This is a genomic window from Pseudomonas sp. PARCl1, assembly GCF_947311875.1.
In the GTDB taxonomy this organism is placed as follows: Bacteria; Pseudomonadota; Gammaproteobacteria; order Pseudomonadales; family Pseudomonadaceae; genus Aquipseudomonas; species Aquipseudomonas juntendi.
On sequence record NZ_CAMZMX010000041.1, the window covers coordinates 35374 to 48473 of the forward strand.

Annotated in this window: 15 protein-coding genes; 9 read left to right on the forward strand and 6 right to left on the reverse strand. The window is 63.9% G+C overall.

The annotated features are described in order from the left end of the window. Positions 1-13: 13 nt before the first annotated feature. Positions 14-538, reverse strand: coding sequence for an ankyrin repeat domain-containing protein (locus tag QME24_RS19350; RefSeq protein ID WP_054881728.1), 525 nt, complete (start codon positions 536-538; stop codon positions 14-16). 266 nt (positions 539-804) lie between these two features. Between QME24_RS19350 and QME24_RS19355 the strand changes: the two genes are divergently transcribed. Beyond that, on the forward strand, positions 805-1077 hold the full coding sequence (locus tag QME24_RS19355) for a DUF3509 domain-containing protein (RefSeq protein WP_009683246.1): 273 nt from the start codon (positions 805-807) through the stop codon (positions 1075-1077). A 156-nt stretch (positions 1078-1233) separates the two neighbouring features. Here QME24_RS19355 and QME24_RS19360 read toward each other — a convergent pair whose 3' ends face one another. The 3 genes from QME24_RS19360 to aroC all read right to left on the reverse strand — a co-directional run bounded on the left by QME24_RS19360 (position 1234) and on the right by aroC (position 4482). Beyond that, positions 1234-1770: an oxidase gene (locus QME24_RS19360; RefSeq protein ID WP_281690962.1), complete on the reverse strand. Its 537-nt coding sequence runs from the start codon at positions 1768-1770 to the stop codon at positions 1234-1236. Continuing rightward, positions 1770-2924 (reverse strand): MFS transporter, encoded by a 1155-nt coding sequence (locus tag QME24_RS19365; RefSeq protein WP_198748749.1) that lies wholly within the window; start codon positions 2922-2924, stop codon positions 1770-1772. Before QME24_RS19365 ends, QME24_RS19360 begins: the two co-directional genes overlap by 1 nt. A 466-nt stretch (positions 2925-3390) precedes the next feature. Beyond that, complete coding sequence (aroC, locus tag QME24_RS19370) at positions 3391-4482, reverse strand: chorismate synthase (RefSeq protein WP_029887408.1); 1092 nt, start codon at positions 4480-4482, stop codon at positions 3391-3393. Positions 4483-4692: 210 nt separating this feature from the next. On the opposite strand from aroC, the gene QME24_RS19375 reads away from it, so the two are divergent. Further along, positions 4693-5655 carry an alpha/beta hydrolase gene (locus QME24_RS19375; RefSeq protein ID WP_281690963.1) on the forward strand — a complete coding sequence of 321 codons (963 nt, stop codon included), beginning with the start codon at positions 4693-4695 and terminating at the stop codon, positions 5653-5655. 61 nt (positions 5656-5716) lie between these two features. Then, positions 5717-6499 (forward strand): hypothetical protein, encoded by a 783-nt coding sequence (locus tag QME24_RS19380; RefSeq protein ID WP_281690964.1) that lies wholly within the window; start codon positions 5717-5719, stop codon positions 6497-6499. Positions 6500-6606: 107 nt separating this feature from the next. Here QME24_RS19380 and prmB read toward each other — a convergent pair whose 3' ends face one another. After that, complete coding sequence (gene prmB, locus QME24_RS19385; RefSeq protein WP_009683238.1) at positions 6607-7515, reverse strand: 50S ribosomal protein L3 N(5)-glutamine methyltransferase; 909 nt, start codon at positions 7513-7515, stop codon at positions 6607-6609. A gap of 179 nt (positions 7516-7694) precedes the next feature. Here prmB and QME24_RS19390 point away from each other — a divergent pair, with 179 nt between their 5' ends. From QME24_RS19390 to QME24_RS19410, 5 genes are all read left to right on the forward strand, one after another. Next, positions 7695-8285, forward strand: a complete 591-nt coding sequence (locus QME24_RS19390) for a cysteine hydrolase family protein (RefSeq protein WP_009683237.1) — start codon at positions 7695-7697, stop codon at positions 8283-8285. A gap of 85 nt (positions 8286-8370) precedes the next feature. Then, entirely contained in the window at positions 8371-8691 is a 321-nt protein-coding gene (locus QME24_RS19395) for a hypothetical protein (protein WP_009683236.1), read from the forward strand. Positions 8692-8757: 66 nt separating this feature from the next. Continuing rightward, complete coding sequence (locus tag QME24_RS19400) at positions 8758-9318, forward strand: Smr/MutS family protein (RefSeq protein WP_009683235.1); 561 nt, start codon at positions 8758-8760, stop codon at positions 9316-9318. Between the two features lie 69 nt (positions 9319-9387). Then, positions 9388-9933 (forward strand): GTP cyclohydrolase I FolE, encoded by a 546-nt coding sequence (folE, locus tag QME24_RS19405; protein ID WP_009683234.1) that lies wholly within the window; start codon positions 9388-9390, stop codon positions 9931-9933. A gap of 59 nt (positions 9934-9992) precedes the next feature. After that, entirely contained in the window at positions 9993-10364 is a 372-nt protein-coding gene (locus QME24_RS19410) for a glutaredoxin (RefSeq protein WP_009683233.1), read from the forward strand. A 453-nt stretch (positions 10365-10817) separates the two neighbouring features. Here the strand turns inward: QME24_RS19410 and QME24_RS19415 are convergent, their stop codons facing one another. Next, complete coding sequence (locus tag QME24_RS19415; RefSeq protein WP_029887247.1) at positions 10818-11420, reverse strand: glutathione S-transferase family protein; 603 nt, start codon at positions 11418-11420, stop codon at positions 10818-10820. Positions 11421-11564: 144 nt separating this feature from the next. Between QME24_RS19415 and QME24_RS19420 the strand changes: the two genes are divergently transcribed. After that, positions 11565-12755, forward strand: coding sequence for a benzoate/H(+) symporter BenE family transporter (locus QME24_RS19420; protein ID WP_029887246.1), 1191 nt, complete (start codon positions 11565-11567; stop codon positions 12753-12755). Positions 12756-13100: the final 345 nt, after the last annotated feature.

Genomic DNA, 13100 nt, shown 5'->3' on the forward strand with positions numbered 1-13100 from the left:
TGCCCCCAGGCCGTTAGCCGGCCTGCACTTGCAGGCGTGCTGCCGTATCCACCGCGCCCATGGTGCGCGCGGCCATCAGCGCGGTGGCCCCGCGGGCGTCCTGGCGCGCCGGGTCGGCGCCCTCGGCCAACAGGTAATCGAGGATCTCGCAGCGGTTGAACATGGCCGCCAGCATCAGCGCCGTGCGCCCATCCTGGGCCGCTGCGTCTACCGGCACGCCGTGCTCGAGCAATAGGCGGATCATTGCCAGGTCACCCTTGAAGGCGGCACCGGCTATCGGCAACTGGCCGTTGTCGTTGGCAATCAGCGGGTCGGCGCCGTGGGCCAGCAGCACACGCACTGCGTCGTGGTGACCGTGGTAGCTGGCCAGCATGACCAGGGTGTCCCCTTTGTGGTTACGCAGGTTGGCCGGCAGGCCGCTGGCGAGCAAGCGCTCGAGCATCTCGGCATCGCCCTGGCGGGCTCGTTCGAACACCTGCTCGGCAAAGGCTGCTGTTTCGTCATCGGTCATGGTGGCGTGTGCGGCTTGGCTGGTCATCGGGAACCTCCTTGCGTAAATGATTGCCCAAGTGTTTGTCAGGCACGCAATTACGGTCAAAGGTTCATATTCTATTGCGCCGATAGCCAACGCCCGCTTCGTGCAAATTGCACTGTGCAAAATGCACGACCTTGCAAGCTGCACGGAAGCGCTTCTGCAAAAGCATCGCAAGCCACTGAATTTAAAGGACTTTCCATGAATTCAGATTCTGGCACGGTCACTGCAACTACCTACTCATGTCTGCCACACAACAGCCAGGAGTTGCTATGGACCTTATTCAGCAAAAATTCGTCTCGGTATTTTCGGCCTACGAAGTGACCACCCAGGCTCGCCCGGACGGCGGCGTCCTGCTGACCCTGCGTGCGGCTGATGGCAAAGTGACTCGACGCGTACTGACCTATGGGCAATTGCACAGCGCCGAGCAGCTGTCGTGGGCCATCAGTGCCATCCGCCGGGACCTGGCTGAACAGGCCAGTGAGCTGCCGGTGATCTCGATGCTGCAGAGCCAGCAACGGTTTGCATTGCCGACCTACCGCTGAATGCTGTGGAGATAACACAGCCCTAGGGTCTGCGTAGTCGAGCGGGGAACTTGTGTGGGAGCGGGCGTGCCCGCGAAGAATCCGGTGAGATGGCTGGCACCGGCTACGCCGGTGTTCGCGGGCATGCCCGCTCCCACAAAAAGTCCGGTGCAGGCATTACAACTCGTCAATGCCCAGAAATGCCCGCGCACTCACATCCCCAGTAAACTTCGCCTGCGCCCCCTGCTCGCTGCCATACAAACGCAAGGCCAGGCAGAACGGCGCCTCACCCAGCTCCACCCAGCGCCGCGTGCCAGCCGGCACGTACAATTGATCGCCCTTCTCGCACAACACCGAATACACCCACTCGCCCACCCGCAGCCCCACCTGCGCGCGCCCGCTGATCACGGCGAAAACCTCGTCGGCGTCATGCACGTGTTCATCGCGCACATCAACCTGCGCCAGGTCCTGGCCGTCACGGTTGAGCAGTACGAATGCCTTGCTGCCCTGCGCGGTCATCAGCTGGTCCAGGTACGCGCGGCACGCCGCCAAAACCTCGTCCTGCGCAGTGCCTGGGCGCACCCGCACACTAGGTTCGGCATGCTCGAAACGCACGCCGTGTTCAGCCAGGGTTGCGGCGATGTCATCGTGGTGGGTCAACACTTTGTGCGGCAATGCCGGGCTGGCGGTGTGGAAAACGCTGAGAATGCTCATCAGGGGCGGGTCCTGGTCGGTTGCGAACAAAGGCCAATGATAACGGCTGCAGCCAAGGCTGCGGCACTGGCCATACCAAAGGTGAAGCTGGGCCCCAGCAGTTTCCAGCTGTAACCCGAATACAAAGCCCCCAACGCGCCGCCGGTACCCGAAAGCGCGGCGTAGAAAGCCTGGCCCTGGCCCTGCTGGCGAGCGCCGAAGCTGGCCTGCACGAACGCGATGCTGGCGGCGTGGAAACAGCCGAACGTGGCCGCATGCAGCAGTTGGGCGAAAACCAGCACCGCCGGCTCGGCCGCCAAGTTGCCCAACAGCAGCCAGCGCACGCCGGCCAGCAGGAAACTGGCCAGCAACACACGTTGCACGCTGAAACGGGCGAACAGGCGGCTCATGCCCATGAACATCAACACCTCGGCCACCACCCCCAGTGCCCACAGCAAACCGATGGCGCCACGGCTGTAGCCCAGGTGTTCCAGGTGCAGGGTAAGGAAGGTGTAGTACGGGCCGTGGCTGAGCTGCATCAGCGCCACGCAGGCATAGAAGGCGATCACCCCGGGCGCACGCAGTTGGCGCAGGAAGCCGCCGGCAGCGCTGCGCTCGCCCTGCTCCACCGGCTGGGCATTGGGCACCCACAGGCTGGCGGCGACGATACCGCCCATGATGATGACCAGCGCCAGCGGGTAGATGTCCAGGCTTAGCCACTCGAATACACGGCCCAACCCCACCACGGTGAGGATGAAGCCGATCGAGCCCCACAGGCGCACCTGGCTGTAGCGTGCCGTTTGCCCATGCAGGTGGGCCAGGGTGATGACCTCGAACTGCGGCAGTACCGCGTGCCAGAAGAACGCATGCAGGGCCATTACCAGCGCCAGCCAGGCGTAGCTTTTGCCGAAGAACACCAGGGAGAAGCTGGCCAGCGTGCACAGCGCACCCAGGCGCACGATCAGCAGGCGCTGACCGCTGCGGTCGCCCAGCCAGCCCCACAGGTTGGGGGCAATGCAGCGCATCAGCATAGGGATGGCCACCAGCTCGCCGATGCGCGCCGGGCTGAAGCCCAAGTGGTCGAAGTACAGGGCCAGGAACGGCGCGGTGGAACCGAGCAGGGCGAAATAGAACAGGTAGAAGCTGGACAGGCGCCAGTAAGGGATGGGTTGCATGGGGTGGCCTTGTTGGGGGCCTGTAGCGGCCCTATCGCTGGCAAGCCAGCTCCCACAGGTATCGCATCAGGGCTGACAGGTGTTTGTCAGAAGATATGCAGCGCCTGTGAGAGCGAGCGCCGCCCGCGCGGCGCATCGCGAGCTGCGCTCGCTCCTACGTTTGTTTCGGGCCAGTAACCCCTGTGCCAGGTGCGCGCGACCGCCTGGTTCATACGGCGCGACATTGAGGCATGCGCCAAGGCGTTCGCGCGCAAATTCCACAGGCATAACTGGCCCGAAACAAACGTAGGAGCGAGCGCAGCTCGCGATGCGCCGCGCGGGCGGCGCTCGATCTCACAGGCGCTGAAGATACTGCGGCTACCCTTGCCAAAAACCATAGAATCTCCCACAGGTTGGCCCACAATGTACTGGTTTGTGGTGACCCTGTGGGAGCTGGCTTGCCAGCGATGGGGCCGGTGCAGGCAGATCAGCGCTGGCCCAGCACCGGGGTAGTCACCTGCACATCGGCATTTTGTGCACGGTGGCGCAGCAGGTGGTCCATCAGGGCAATGGCCATCATCGCTTCGGCGATCGGCGTGGCACGAATACCCACGCACGGGTCGTGGCGGCCTTTGGTGATCACCTCGACCGGGTTGCCATCCACGTCGATGGAACGCCCCGGGGTGGTGATGCTGGACGTCGGCTTCAGCGCCAGGTGGGCCACGATGGGCTGCCCCGAGGAAATGCCACCCAGAATGCCGCCGGCATTGTTGCTGAGGAAGCCTTCAGGGGTCAGCTCGTCACGGTGCTCGGTGCCCCGCTGGGCCACGCTGGCGAAACCGGCGCCGATTTCAACGCCCTTGACCGCGTTGATGCTCATCAGCGCGTGGGCCAGTTCGGCGTCGAGGCGGTCGAAAATCGGCTCGCCCAGGCCAGGCATCACGCCTTCGGCAACCACGGTAATTTTGGCGCCCACCGAATCCTGGTCCCGGCGCAGTTGGTCCATGTACGCCTCCAGCTCCGGCACCTTGTCTGGGTCGGGGCTGAAGAAGGCGTTCTGCTCCACCGATTCCCAGGTTTTGAACGGGATTTCGATCGGCCCCAGCTGGCTCATGTAGCCGCGCACGGTGATGCCCTGGCTGGCCAGGAACTTCTTGGCGATGGCACCGGCGGCCACGCGCATGGCGGTTTCGCGGGCCGAGCTGCGGCCGCCGCCGCGGTAATCGCGCAGGCCGTACTTGTGGTGGTAGGTGTAGTCGGCGTGGGCCGGGCGGAACAGGTCCTTGATAGCGGAGTAGTCCTTGGACTTCTGGTCGGTGTTGCGGATCAACAGGCCGATCGAGCAACCGGTGGTGCGCCCTTCGAATACGCCGGACAGAATCTCCACCTCGTCGGCCTCCTGGCGCTGGGTGGTGTGCCGGCTGGTGCCGGGCTTGCGCCGGTCCAGGTCGTGCTGCAGGTCGGCGAGGGAAATTTCCAGGCCCGGTGGGCACCCGTCGACAATGGCGACCAACGCCGGGCCGTGGCTTTCGCCAGCGGTGGTGACAGTGAACAGCTTGCCGTAGGTATTGCCGGACATGGACGCTCCGCGAGATCTGCCTGAAATGGACGAAAGCGGCAGTATACAGATGGTTTGATCGCCTGTGCTGGCCCGTTCGCGGGCACGCCCGCTCCCACAGATATCACCCTGTGGGAGCGGGCATGCCCGCGAAGAGGCCAAACCTGCCAAGCCCCCCAGAACCTTCCCCAAAACATTGGGTCAAACCCACATCTCCCCATGTAGTACCGCATGATGTCGCGCCTTGTCGCCTTGTTCCTCTTGCTGTGTACCGGCCTGGCCCAGGCCGCCGCCCCCACCGTGCTGCAACGCCCCATCGACCTCGACACCGGCCAGGGCGTGCTGCACGGCAGTTTGCTGCTGCCGCAGCAAGCCACACCGCCGCCGGTGGTGCTGATTATTGCCGGCTCTGGCCCTACCGACCGTGACGGCAACAACCCGGCCTCGGGCAGGGTCGACAACCTCAAGCGCCTGGCCCTGCTGCTGGCCAACGAACACATTGCCAGCGTGCGCTACGACAAGCGTGGCGTGGCTGCCAGCCAGCCTGCCGCACCCGATGAGCGGGACCTGAGCGTGGAGCGCTATGTGGCCGACGTGATCGCCTGGAGCCACAAGCTCAAGGCCGACCCGCGCTTTGGCCCGCTGATCCTGATCGGCCACAGTGAAGGTGCGCTGATTGCCAGCCTGGCCGCCGAACAGGCCGGGGCCAGCGCCGTGATTACCCTGGCCGGCAGCGGCCGGCCAATGGCCGACGTGTTGCGCGAGCAGCTGGCCCAGCGCCTGCCGCCGGCGCAACTGGCCGGTGGCAGCGCCCTGCTCGACCGCCTGCAGGCCGGGCAAACCAGCCTGGACGTGCCGGCACCGCTGCGCCAGGTGTTCCGCCCTAGTGTGCAGCCCTACCTGATTACCCTGTTCCGGCAAAACCCCGCCGCCGCCTTCGCCCGCCTGCCGATGCCGGCGCTGATCGTGCAGGGGCGCAACGATGTGCAGGTGGACGTGGCCGACGCCGAACGGCTCAAGGCAGCCAAGCCGGATGCGCAGTTGGTGTTGATCGACGGCATGAACCACATGCTGCGTATCAGCCCCAAAGACATGAGCCAGCAACGCGACAGCTACCTCAACCCTGAGTTGCCCCTGGCCCGCGAACTGGGTGAGCGAATCGTGACCTTCATCCAGCATTTGCCTTCGGCCTGAGGCAACGCCCTCAGGTCTGCGGCCTGCCTGCCGATACAGCAGGCATAGCCGAGGACCAGCCATGACCATTGCCCCCGCCGCCGCAGAGCCGGCCGAAGAGCCCCAGGACAACCCCGCCCAGCCCTGGGCCGACCTGCCGGTCGAACACTTCAAGCTATTGCGCCTGGCCGCGCTGCCCACCGACCGCAGCACCGGCGCCCGGCCGCTGCGCTTTGTGCAGTTCGGCTATGCCGAGCGCCATGACAAGGCCCACAGCCTGCTGCGCATGGAGATCCAGTTGCCTGGGCAGAAGGTACACAAGGAACAGAACCGCCTGGACATCCGCGTGGACCATGCCGAACGCCGGGTACGTATCGGCAACGCCCAGGGCTTGCAGCTGGAGCCGGTCAACCGCGGCATCGGCCGCTTCCTGCTGGCCCAGGCCGCGCAATGGTTGCAGCGCAAATGGTCGCATTACCAGGTCGAGGGCATGCCCTTGCCGAACAAGGACGCGCTGAACGAAGACTCACGCCTGCGCCGTGACCACTGCCTGCGTGGGGTGGGCATCGAGGTGGAGTACGAAGACGCCCAGCATCTGAAGGGCCGCACCGTGGAAATGCCTGTGGGGCAGTTGAAAGCAGCCTGGAGCAATGAACGGCTGCAACGGGTGGCTATCCTTGATGCGGCCAGCTTGCTGCAGCAGGCAGACCAGCAGTTGCAGGAAAAAGACGCACAGCTGCGCGAGCGTGATGAGCGGGTGGCCAAGTACCAGCGTGAAGATGGCGGGCTGCGCTTTACCATTACGTGCCTGGTGGCGTTTGCGGTGTTTCAGGCGGGGCTGCTGATCTGGATTGCAACCCGTTAAGACCGCGTTGCCTGTTTCGCGGGCTTGCCCGCCCCCACAAGGACCGGTGATAAACCGGTGGGAGCGGGCATGCCCGCGAATGGGCTGCAAAGCAGCCCCGTTCGGAATCAGACGCGGCCCTTGAACAGCTCCTGGTGCTGGCGGCACTGCTCAGCGGTCAGCATGAACACCCCATGCCCGCCGCGCTCGAACTCCAGCCAGGCAAAGTCCACCTCGGGGTACAGCGCCTCCACATGCACCTGGCTGTTGCCCACTTCGACAATCAGCAAGCCTTTTTCGGTGAGGTGGTCGGCCGCTTCGGCCAGCATGCGCCGCACCAGGTCCAGGCCATCATTGCCACAGGCCAGACCCAGCTCCGGCTCGTGGTGGTACTCGGCCGGCATGTCGTCGAAGTCTTCGGCGTCGACATACGGCGGGTTGGACAGGATCAGGTCGAAGCGCTGCCCGGGCAAGCCGGCAAAACCGTCGCCCTGCACGGTGTACACACGGGCGTCCAGGCCATGGCGCTCGATGTTCTGGTTGGCCACTTCAAGGGCCTGGAACGACAGGTCGGCCAGCACCACTTCGGCCTCGGGGAACACGTCGGCGGCGACGATGCCGATGCAGCCCGAACCGGTGCACAGGTCCAGAATGCGTGCCGGCTCGTTGGCCAACCACGGCTCGAAGCGCTTTTCGATCAGCTCGCCAATGGGTGAGCGCGGCACCAGCACGCGCTCGTCGACAATGAACGACATGCCGCAGAACCAGGCCTCGCCCAACAGGTAGGCAGTTGGCACGCGCTCTTCGATACGGCGCTTGAGCAGGTGCTGCAGGCGCACCCGCTCGTCGTCTTCGAGCATGCAGTCCAGGTAGCTGTCGGCCACCTCCCATGGCAGGTGCACCGCACCCAGCACCAGCAGACGGGCTTCGTCCCAGGCATTGTCGGCACCATGGCCGAAGAACAGGTCATGCTCATGGAAGCGGCTGACTGCCCAGCGGATGTAGTCGCGCAGGGTGCGCAGGCGGGATGTGATCACGGGGTACTCCTAATTCAGAACGGACAAAAGTCTAACAGCCTGGGGCACAGATTTGTTCCATCGCATGGTTGCCGGGCTAGCCACAGGCCAGTAACCATGCCACTTGCGTTGTCAACCATTCCCATTGGCGCCAATGCAGGGGAGAATAGGTGCACAAAAGCCCTACCAAGGAGCCCTTGATGTCCGTTCCAACCACGATGTTCCGCCTCACTGGCCGCGATTACCCGCCGGCCAAGCTGAGCCACGCCAGCCTGATCATCATCGATGCGCAAAAGGAGTACCTCAGTGGGCCCCTGCAGTTGTCGGGCATGGACGAGGCCGTGGCCAACATCGCCAGGTTGCTCGACGCCGCGCGCAAAAGCGGCCGTCCGATCATCCATGTTCGCCACCTGGGCACGGTGGGTGGCCGTTTCGACCCACAGGGGCCCGCTGGCCAGTTCATTCCAGGGCTGGAGCCGCTGGAGGGCGAAATCGTCATCGAAAAACGTATGCCCAATGCCTTCAAGAACACCAAGCTGCACGAAACGCTGCAGGAGCTGGGGCACCTGGACCTGATCGTGTGCGGTTTCATGAGCCATTCCAGCGTCAGCACCACCGTGCGCCGCGCCAAAGACTATGGTTACCGGTGCACACTGGTAGAAGACGCTTCGGCGACCCGCGACCTGGCGTTCAAGGACGGGGTCATACCGGCCGCGCAGATCCACCAGTGTGAAATGGCCGTGATGGCCGACAACTTCGCTTGCGTGGCCCCAACCGCCAGCCTGATCTGAGGCCTTGGCACGACCGCCCGGCAGCCGGGCGGAACCCAAGGGGCGGCGGCAGGTCGAATTCCGGATATCCACTGAGGAGAGCGGAATGAAGCTCAAAGGCAGTTTCGACGCCAAGCGCCTGCGCCCGCGCCAACCGCGTAACTGGGGCGCCCGCCTGGCGGCCGGGCTGTCCGCCCTGCTGGCGACCCTGGGCGTACTGCTGGCCATGGCCGGCATCGCCGGCTTGCTCGGCAACTACCCTGCCCTGCAGGAACTCAACGCCAACAAGGCGTTGTCCAGCATCGTTACCGTGGCTGGTTTGCTGCTGCTGTGGCTGGGCGTGCGCTTGTGGCGGCGCAGCCGCATTCGCCTGCGGCGCGGGCGTGAGCTGAACCTGTCGCCGCACCTGATGAAGAAGCATGATTGAGGGTTTTGTATTGGCTGCATAAAGCCCCCACAGTCGCGTAAACTACGCCGCCCACGTGGAGGCACCATGCAAGACGACGATTTTTCCCTGTTCAAGGCCGAAGTGCGCGGCGTAAAGCCGATCCGCCACGACCGCGCCGAAGTCGGCAAGCCCAAGGCAGACCGCCAGCAGCTGGCCGGCCTGCGCCAGGCGGCGACCGTTCGCAGTGACAAGGCGCTGGTCATCGACGGTATGTCTGACCAGTTCGTGATCGACGTGGGCGCCGAAGACGAACTGATGTGGCGCCGCGACGGCGTGCAGGAAACCCAGCTGCGCAAGCTGAAACTGGGGCAGATCCCGTTCGAGGGCAGCCTCGACCTGCATGGCATGACCGTGGAGAAGGCCCGCGAAACCTTGTGGGCCTTCATCGCCGAAGCCACCAAGCTGGAAGTGCGCTGCGTGCGCGTGACCCATGGCAAGGCTGCGCGCCTGGACGGCAAGCGGCCGATGATCAAAAGCCACGTCAACACCTGGCTGCGCCAGCACCCGCAGGTGCTTGGCTTTGCCTCGTGCAGTGCCCGCCACGGCGGCACCGGTGCCGTGTATGTGATGCTCAAGCGAACCATGCTCGAAGGCCGCGACGAGTAACGCCGCGCTTGCAGCGCCGCGCGCGCCGCCGTAACCTTCGTTTTTGCGATTTTTTCCCAAGGTAGATCCATGTCCCTGGAACAGAACTACACCGAGATCCTCAGCCAGCTTGGCGAGGACGTCTCCCGCGAGGGCCTGCTCGACACGCCCAAGCGGGCTGCAAAGGCGATGAAGTACCTTTGCCGCGGTTATGAGCAAACACTGGAAGAAGTGACCAACAACGCGTTGTTCAGCTCTGACAACAGCGAAATGGTACTGGTCCGGGACATCGAGCTGTATTCGATGTGCGAACACCACATGCTGCCGTTCATCGGCAAGGCGCACGTGGCCTACCTGCCCAAAGGCAAGGTGCTGGGCCTGTCGAAGGTCGCGCGCATCGTCGACATGTTCGCCCGCCGCCTGCAAATTCAGGAAAACCTCAGCCGCCAGGTGGCCGAGGCCATCCTGCAGGTTACCGGTGCCGCCGGCGTGGCCGTGGTGATCGAAGCCAAGCACATGTGCATGATGATGCGCGGTGTGGAAAAACAGAACTCGACCATGATCACCTCGGTGATGCTGGGCGAATTCCGCGACAACGCCGCCACCCGCAGCGAGTTCCTCAGCCTGATCAAGTAATTGGCTGCAGACCCCGAGCCGACCCTTGCAGGTCGGCTTTTGCATTTCAGGAGTTGCCCATGATCGTCAAAGCCCTGCGGGTTGGCCTCGGCCAAGTCATCGTGTTTGCAGACTGGATCAGCCGCCCGGCCAAGCGCAAGCGCGACGCCGCCGCCCAGGCCCGCGTCGACCAGGCGGCCAAGGGCCTGGCGCTGTACCAGTTCCATGCCTGCCCGTTCTGCGTCAAGACCCGCCGCACCCTTCACCGCCTGAACGTACCGGTGGCGCTGCGTGATGCCAAGAACGACTCGGCGCACCGCCAGGCCCTGCAAGAAGGTGGCGGCCGGGTGAAAGTGCCGTGCCTGCGCATTGAAGAAGCGGGCAAGGTGACCTGGATGTATGAGTCCAAGGCCATCATTGCCTACCTGGATGAGCGGTTTGCTTCGGCCTGACAGGTTTCAGCTTTCCTGTACTGGCCCTGTCGCCGGCAAGCCAGCTGCCACAGGGATCGCGTCAGGGCTGACAGGTGTTTGCCACAAGGTATGCAGCGCCTGTTAGAGCGAGCGCCGCCCGCGCGGCGCAATCGCGAGCTGCGCTCGCTCCTACGTTTGTTTCGGGCCAATTATTCCTGTGGGATTTGCGCGCGAACGCCTTGGTGCATGCCTCAATATCGCGCCGTACAAACAAGGCGGCCGCGCGCGCCTGTCACAGGCGTTACTGGCCCGAAACAAACGTAGGAGCGAGCGCAGCTCGCGATGCGCCGCGCGGGCGGCGCTCGATCTCACAGGCGCTGAAGATGCTCCGGCTACCCTTGCCAGGAACCATAGAATCTCCCACACAACAATACCTAACATATTGATTGTGAGAGCTGGCTTGCCAGCGATGGGGCCGGTACAGGTTAGCGGTCAACCCACCATCGGCACATGCCCTGGGTGGCTGGCAACCCGCGCCAGCCAGGCGCGAACGGCAGGGTAATCGGCCAGGTCGAACCCGCCCTGATGGGCCACATGGGTGTAGGCATACAACGCCACATCGGCAATCGAATACTGCTCACCGACCAGGTACGGGGTCATCTGCAGCTGGCGTTCCATCACCCTCAAGGCCTTGTAGCCGCCCTTGTGCAGCTTTTTGTATTCCTCCATACGCTCATCTGGCAGCCCCAGGTAAAACTGGATAAAACGCGCCACGGCAATGTACGGCTCGTGGCTGTACTGCTCGAAGAACTGCCACTGCAACACCTGGGTGCGCAGGCGCGGCTCGCTGGGCAGGAATGTACTGCCATCGGCCAGGAAATTGAGAATGGCGTTGGACTCCCACAGGTAAGTGCCGTCTTCCAGCTCCAGCACCGGCACCTTGCCATTGGGGTTCATCGCCAGAAACGCCGGCGTTTCGGTCTCGCCCCTGAGAATGTCCACCGGGTGCCATTCGTACGGCCGGCCCAGCAGGCTCAACATCAACTTGACCTTGTAGCAGTTACCCGACTGGTAGTCGCCATAAACCTTGTACATCGCCCCTCCCTGCAAAGCAGTTTTGCAATTGCGCCCAATAGTTGGCGACTGTACGGCTAAAAGCAATGGCCGCTGTATGGCAAGGATCCACCTTGCTGGCTGTAGTCTGAAAAAACTGCTTACACCTTTACAAGGACTTTGTTCATGACCAATGCCACTTCCGCACGCCTGCGGCCCCTGGCAGACAGCGCCCCGTCGGCGGTGGTCGCCGGCTTCATCGCCATGCTCACCGGTTATACCAGCTCGCTGGTGCTGATGTTCCAGGCCGGCCAGGCGGCCGGGCTGACCACTGCGCAGATCTCGTCGTGGATCTGGGCGCTGTCGATTGGCATGGCGGTGTGCAGCATCGGCCTGTCATTGCGCTACCGCACCCCCATCACCATTGCCTGGTCCACCCCCGGCGCAGCGCTGCTGATCACCAGCCTGGGCGGGGTCAGCTACGGCGAGGCCATTGGCGCCTACATCACCTGTGCGGTGCTGGTGCTGGTGTGCGGGCTGACCGGCAGCTTCGAGCGCCTGGTCAAACGCATTCCGGCGTCGCTGGCTTCGGCGTTGCTGGCGGGCATCCTGTTCAAGATCGGCAGCGAAATTTTCGTGGCGGCGCAGCACCGTACCCTGCTGGTGTTGGGCATGTTCTTCAGCTACCTGCTGGTCAAGCGGCTGTCGCCGCGCTACTGCGTGCTGGCGGCCTTGCTGGTGGGTACCGCACTGTCGGGCGCGCTGGGCCTGCTGGACTTCAGCGGCTTCCACCTGGAAGTGGCCAAGCCGGTGTGGACCACGCCGAGCTTCTCGCTGGCCGCCACCATCAGCATCGGCATTCCGCTGTTCGTGGTGGCCATGACTTCGCAGAACATGCCTGGCGTGGCCGTGCTGCGCGCCGACGGCTACCAGGTACCGGCCTCGCCCCTGATCTCGGCTACCGGTTTTGCCTCGCTGCTGCTGGCGCCGTTTGGCTCGCACGGGGTCAACCTGGCGGCGATCAGCGCGGCCATCTGCACTGGGCCGCATGCCCATGAAGACCCCAGCAAACGCTACACCGCAGCGGTGTGGTGCGGGATTTTCTACGGCATCGCCGGGGTATTCGGGGCGACCCTGGCAGCGCTGTTTGCCGCGTTGCCGAAAGAGCTGGTGCTGTCGATTGCGGCGCTGGCGCTGTTTGGCTCGATCATGAACGGGCTGACGGTTGCCATGAGCGAAGCGCGCGAGCGTGAGGCTGCAGTGATTACCTTCATGGTGACGGCGTCGGGGCTGACCCTGTTCTCGATCGGGTCGGCGTTCTGGGGGATTGTGGCGGGGGTTTTGGCCCTGGTGATTCTTAACCCGCGCAAGGCCTGAAGGTTATTGATGCCTGTACCGGCCCTATCGCTGGCAAGCCATCTCCCACGGGGATCGCATCAGGGCTGACAGGTGTTTGCCACAAGGTATGCAGCGCCTGTTAGAGCGAGCGCCGCCCGCGCGGCGCATCGCGAGCTGCGCTCGCTCCTACGTTTGTTTCGGGCCAATTATTCCTGTGGGATTTGCGCGCGAACGCCTTGGCGCATGCCTCAATATCGCGCCGTACAAACGAGGCGGCCGCGCGCGCCTGTCACAGGCGTTACTGGCCCGAAACAAACGTAGATACTCTGTTGGCGGTCAAGCTTTTCTGAGGTGTTCAGAGCTGAAAAGCTTGGCCGTATCAAA

Coding starts and splice junctions, on each gene's coding strand:
- QME24_RS19355 (WP_009683246.1), top strand. CDS start 805: ATGGACCTTATTCAGCAAAAATTCGTCTCGGTATTTTCGGCCTACGAA.
- QME24_RS19390 (WP_009683237.1), top strand. CDS start 7,695: ATGTCCGTTCCAACCACGATGTTCCGCCTCACTGGCCGCGATTACCCG.
- QME24_RS19400 (WP_009683235.1), top strand. CDS start 8,758: ATGCAAGACGACGATTTTTCCCTGTTCAAGGCCGAAGTGCGCGGCGTA.
- QME24_RS19380 (WP_281690964.1), top strand. CDS start 5,717: ATGACCATTGCCCCCGCCGCCGCAGAGCCGGCCGAAGAGCCCCAGGAC.
- QME24_RS19420 (WP_029887246.1), top strand. CDS start 11,565: ATGACCAATGCCACTTCCGCACGCCTGCGGCCCCTGGCAGACAGCGCC.
- QME24_RS19350 (WP_054881728.1), bottom strand. CDS start 538: ATGACCAGCCAAGCCGCACACGCCACCATGACCGATGACGAAACAGCA.
- QME24_RS19410 (WP_009683233.1), top strand. CDS start 9,993: ATGATCGTCAAAGCCCTGCGGGTTGGCCTCGGCCAAGTCATCGTGTTT.
- QME24_RS19375 (WP_281690963.1), top strand. CDS start 4,693: ATGATGTCGCGCCTTGTCGCCTTGTTCCTCTTGCTGTGTACCGGCCTG.
- QME24_RS19415 (WP_029887247.1), bottom strand. CDS start 11,420: ATGTACAAGGTTTATGGCGACTACCAGTCGGGTAACTGCTACAAGGTC.
- QME24_RS19395 (WP_009683236.1), top strand. CDS start 8,371: ATGAAGCTCAAAGGCAGTTTCGACGCCAAGCGCCTGCGCCCGCGCCAA.
- aroC (WP_029887408.1), bottom strand. CDS start 4,482: ATGTCCGGCAATACCTACGGCAAGCTGTTCACTGTCACCACCGCTGGC.
- folE (WP_009683234.1), top strand. CDS start 9,388: ATGTCCCTGGAACAGAACTACACCGAGATCCTCAGCCAGCTTGGCGAG.
- QME24_RS19365 (WP_198748749.1), bottom strand. CDS start 2,924: ATGCAACCCATCCCTTACTGGCGCCTGTCCAGCTTCTACCTGTTCTAT.
- QME24_RS19360 (WP_281690962.1), bottom strand. CDS start 1,770: ATGAGCATTCTCAGCGTTTTCCACACCGCCAGCCCGGCATTGCCGCAC.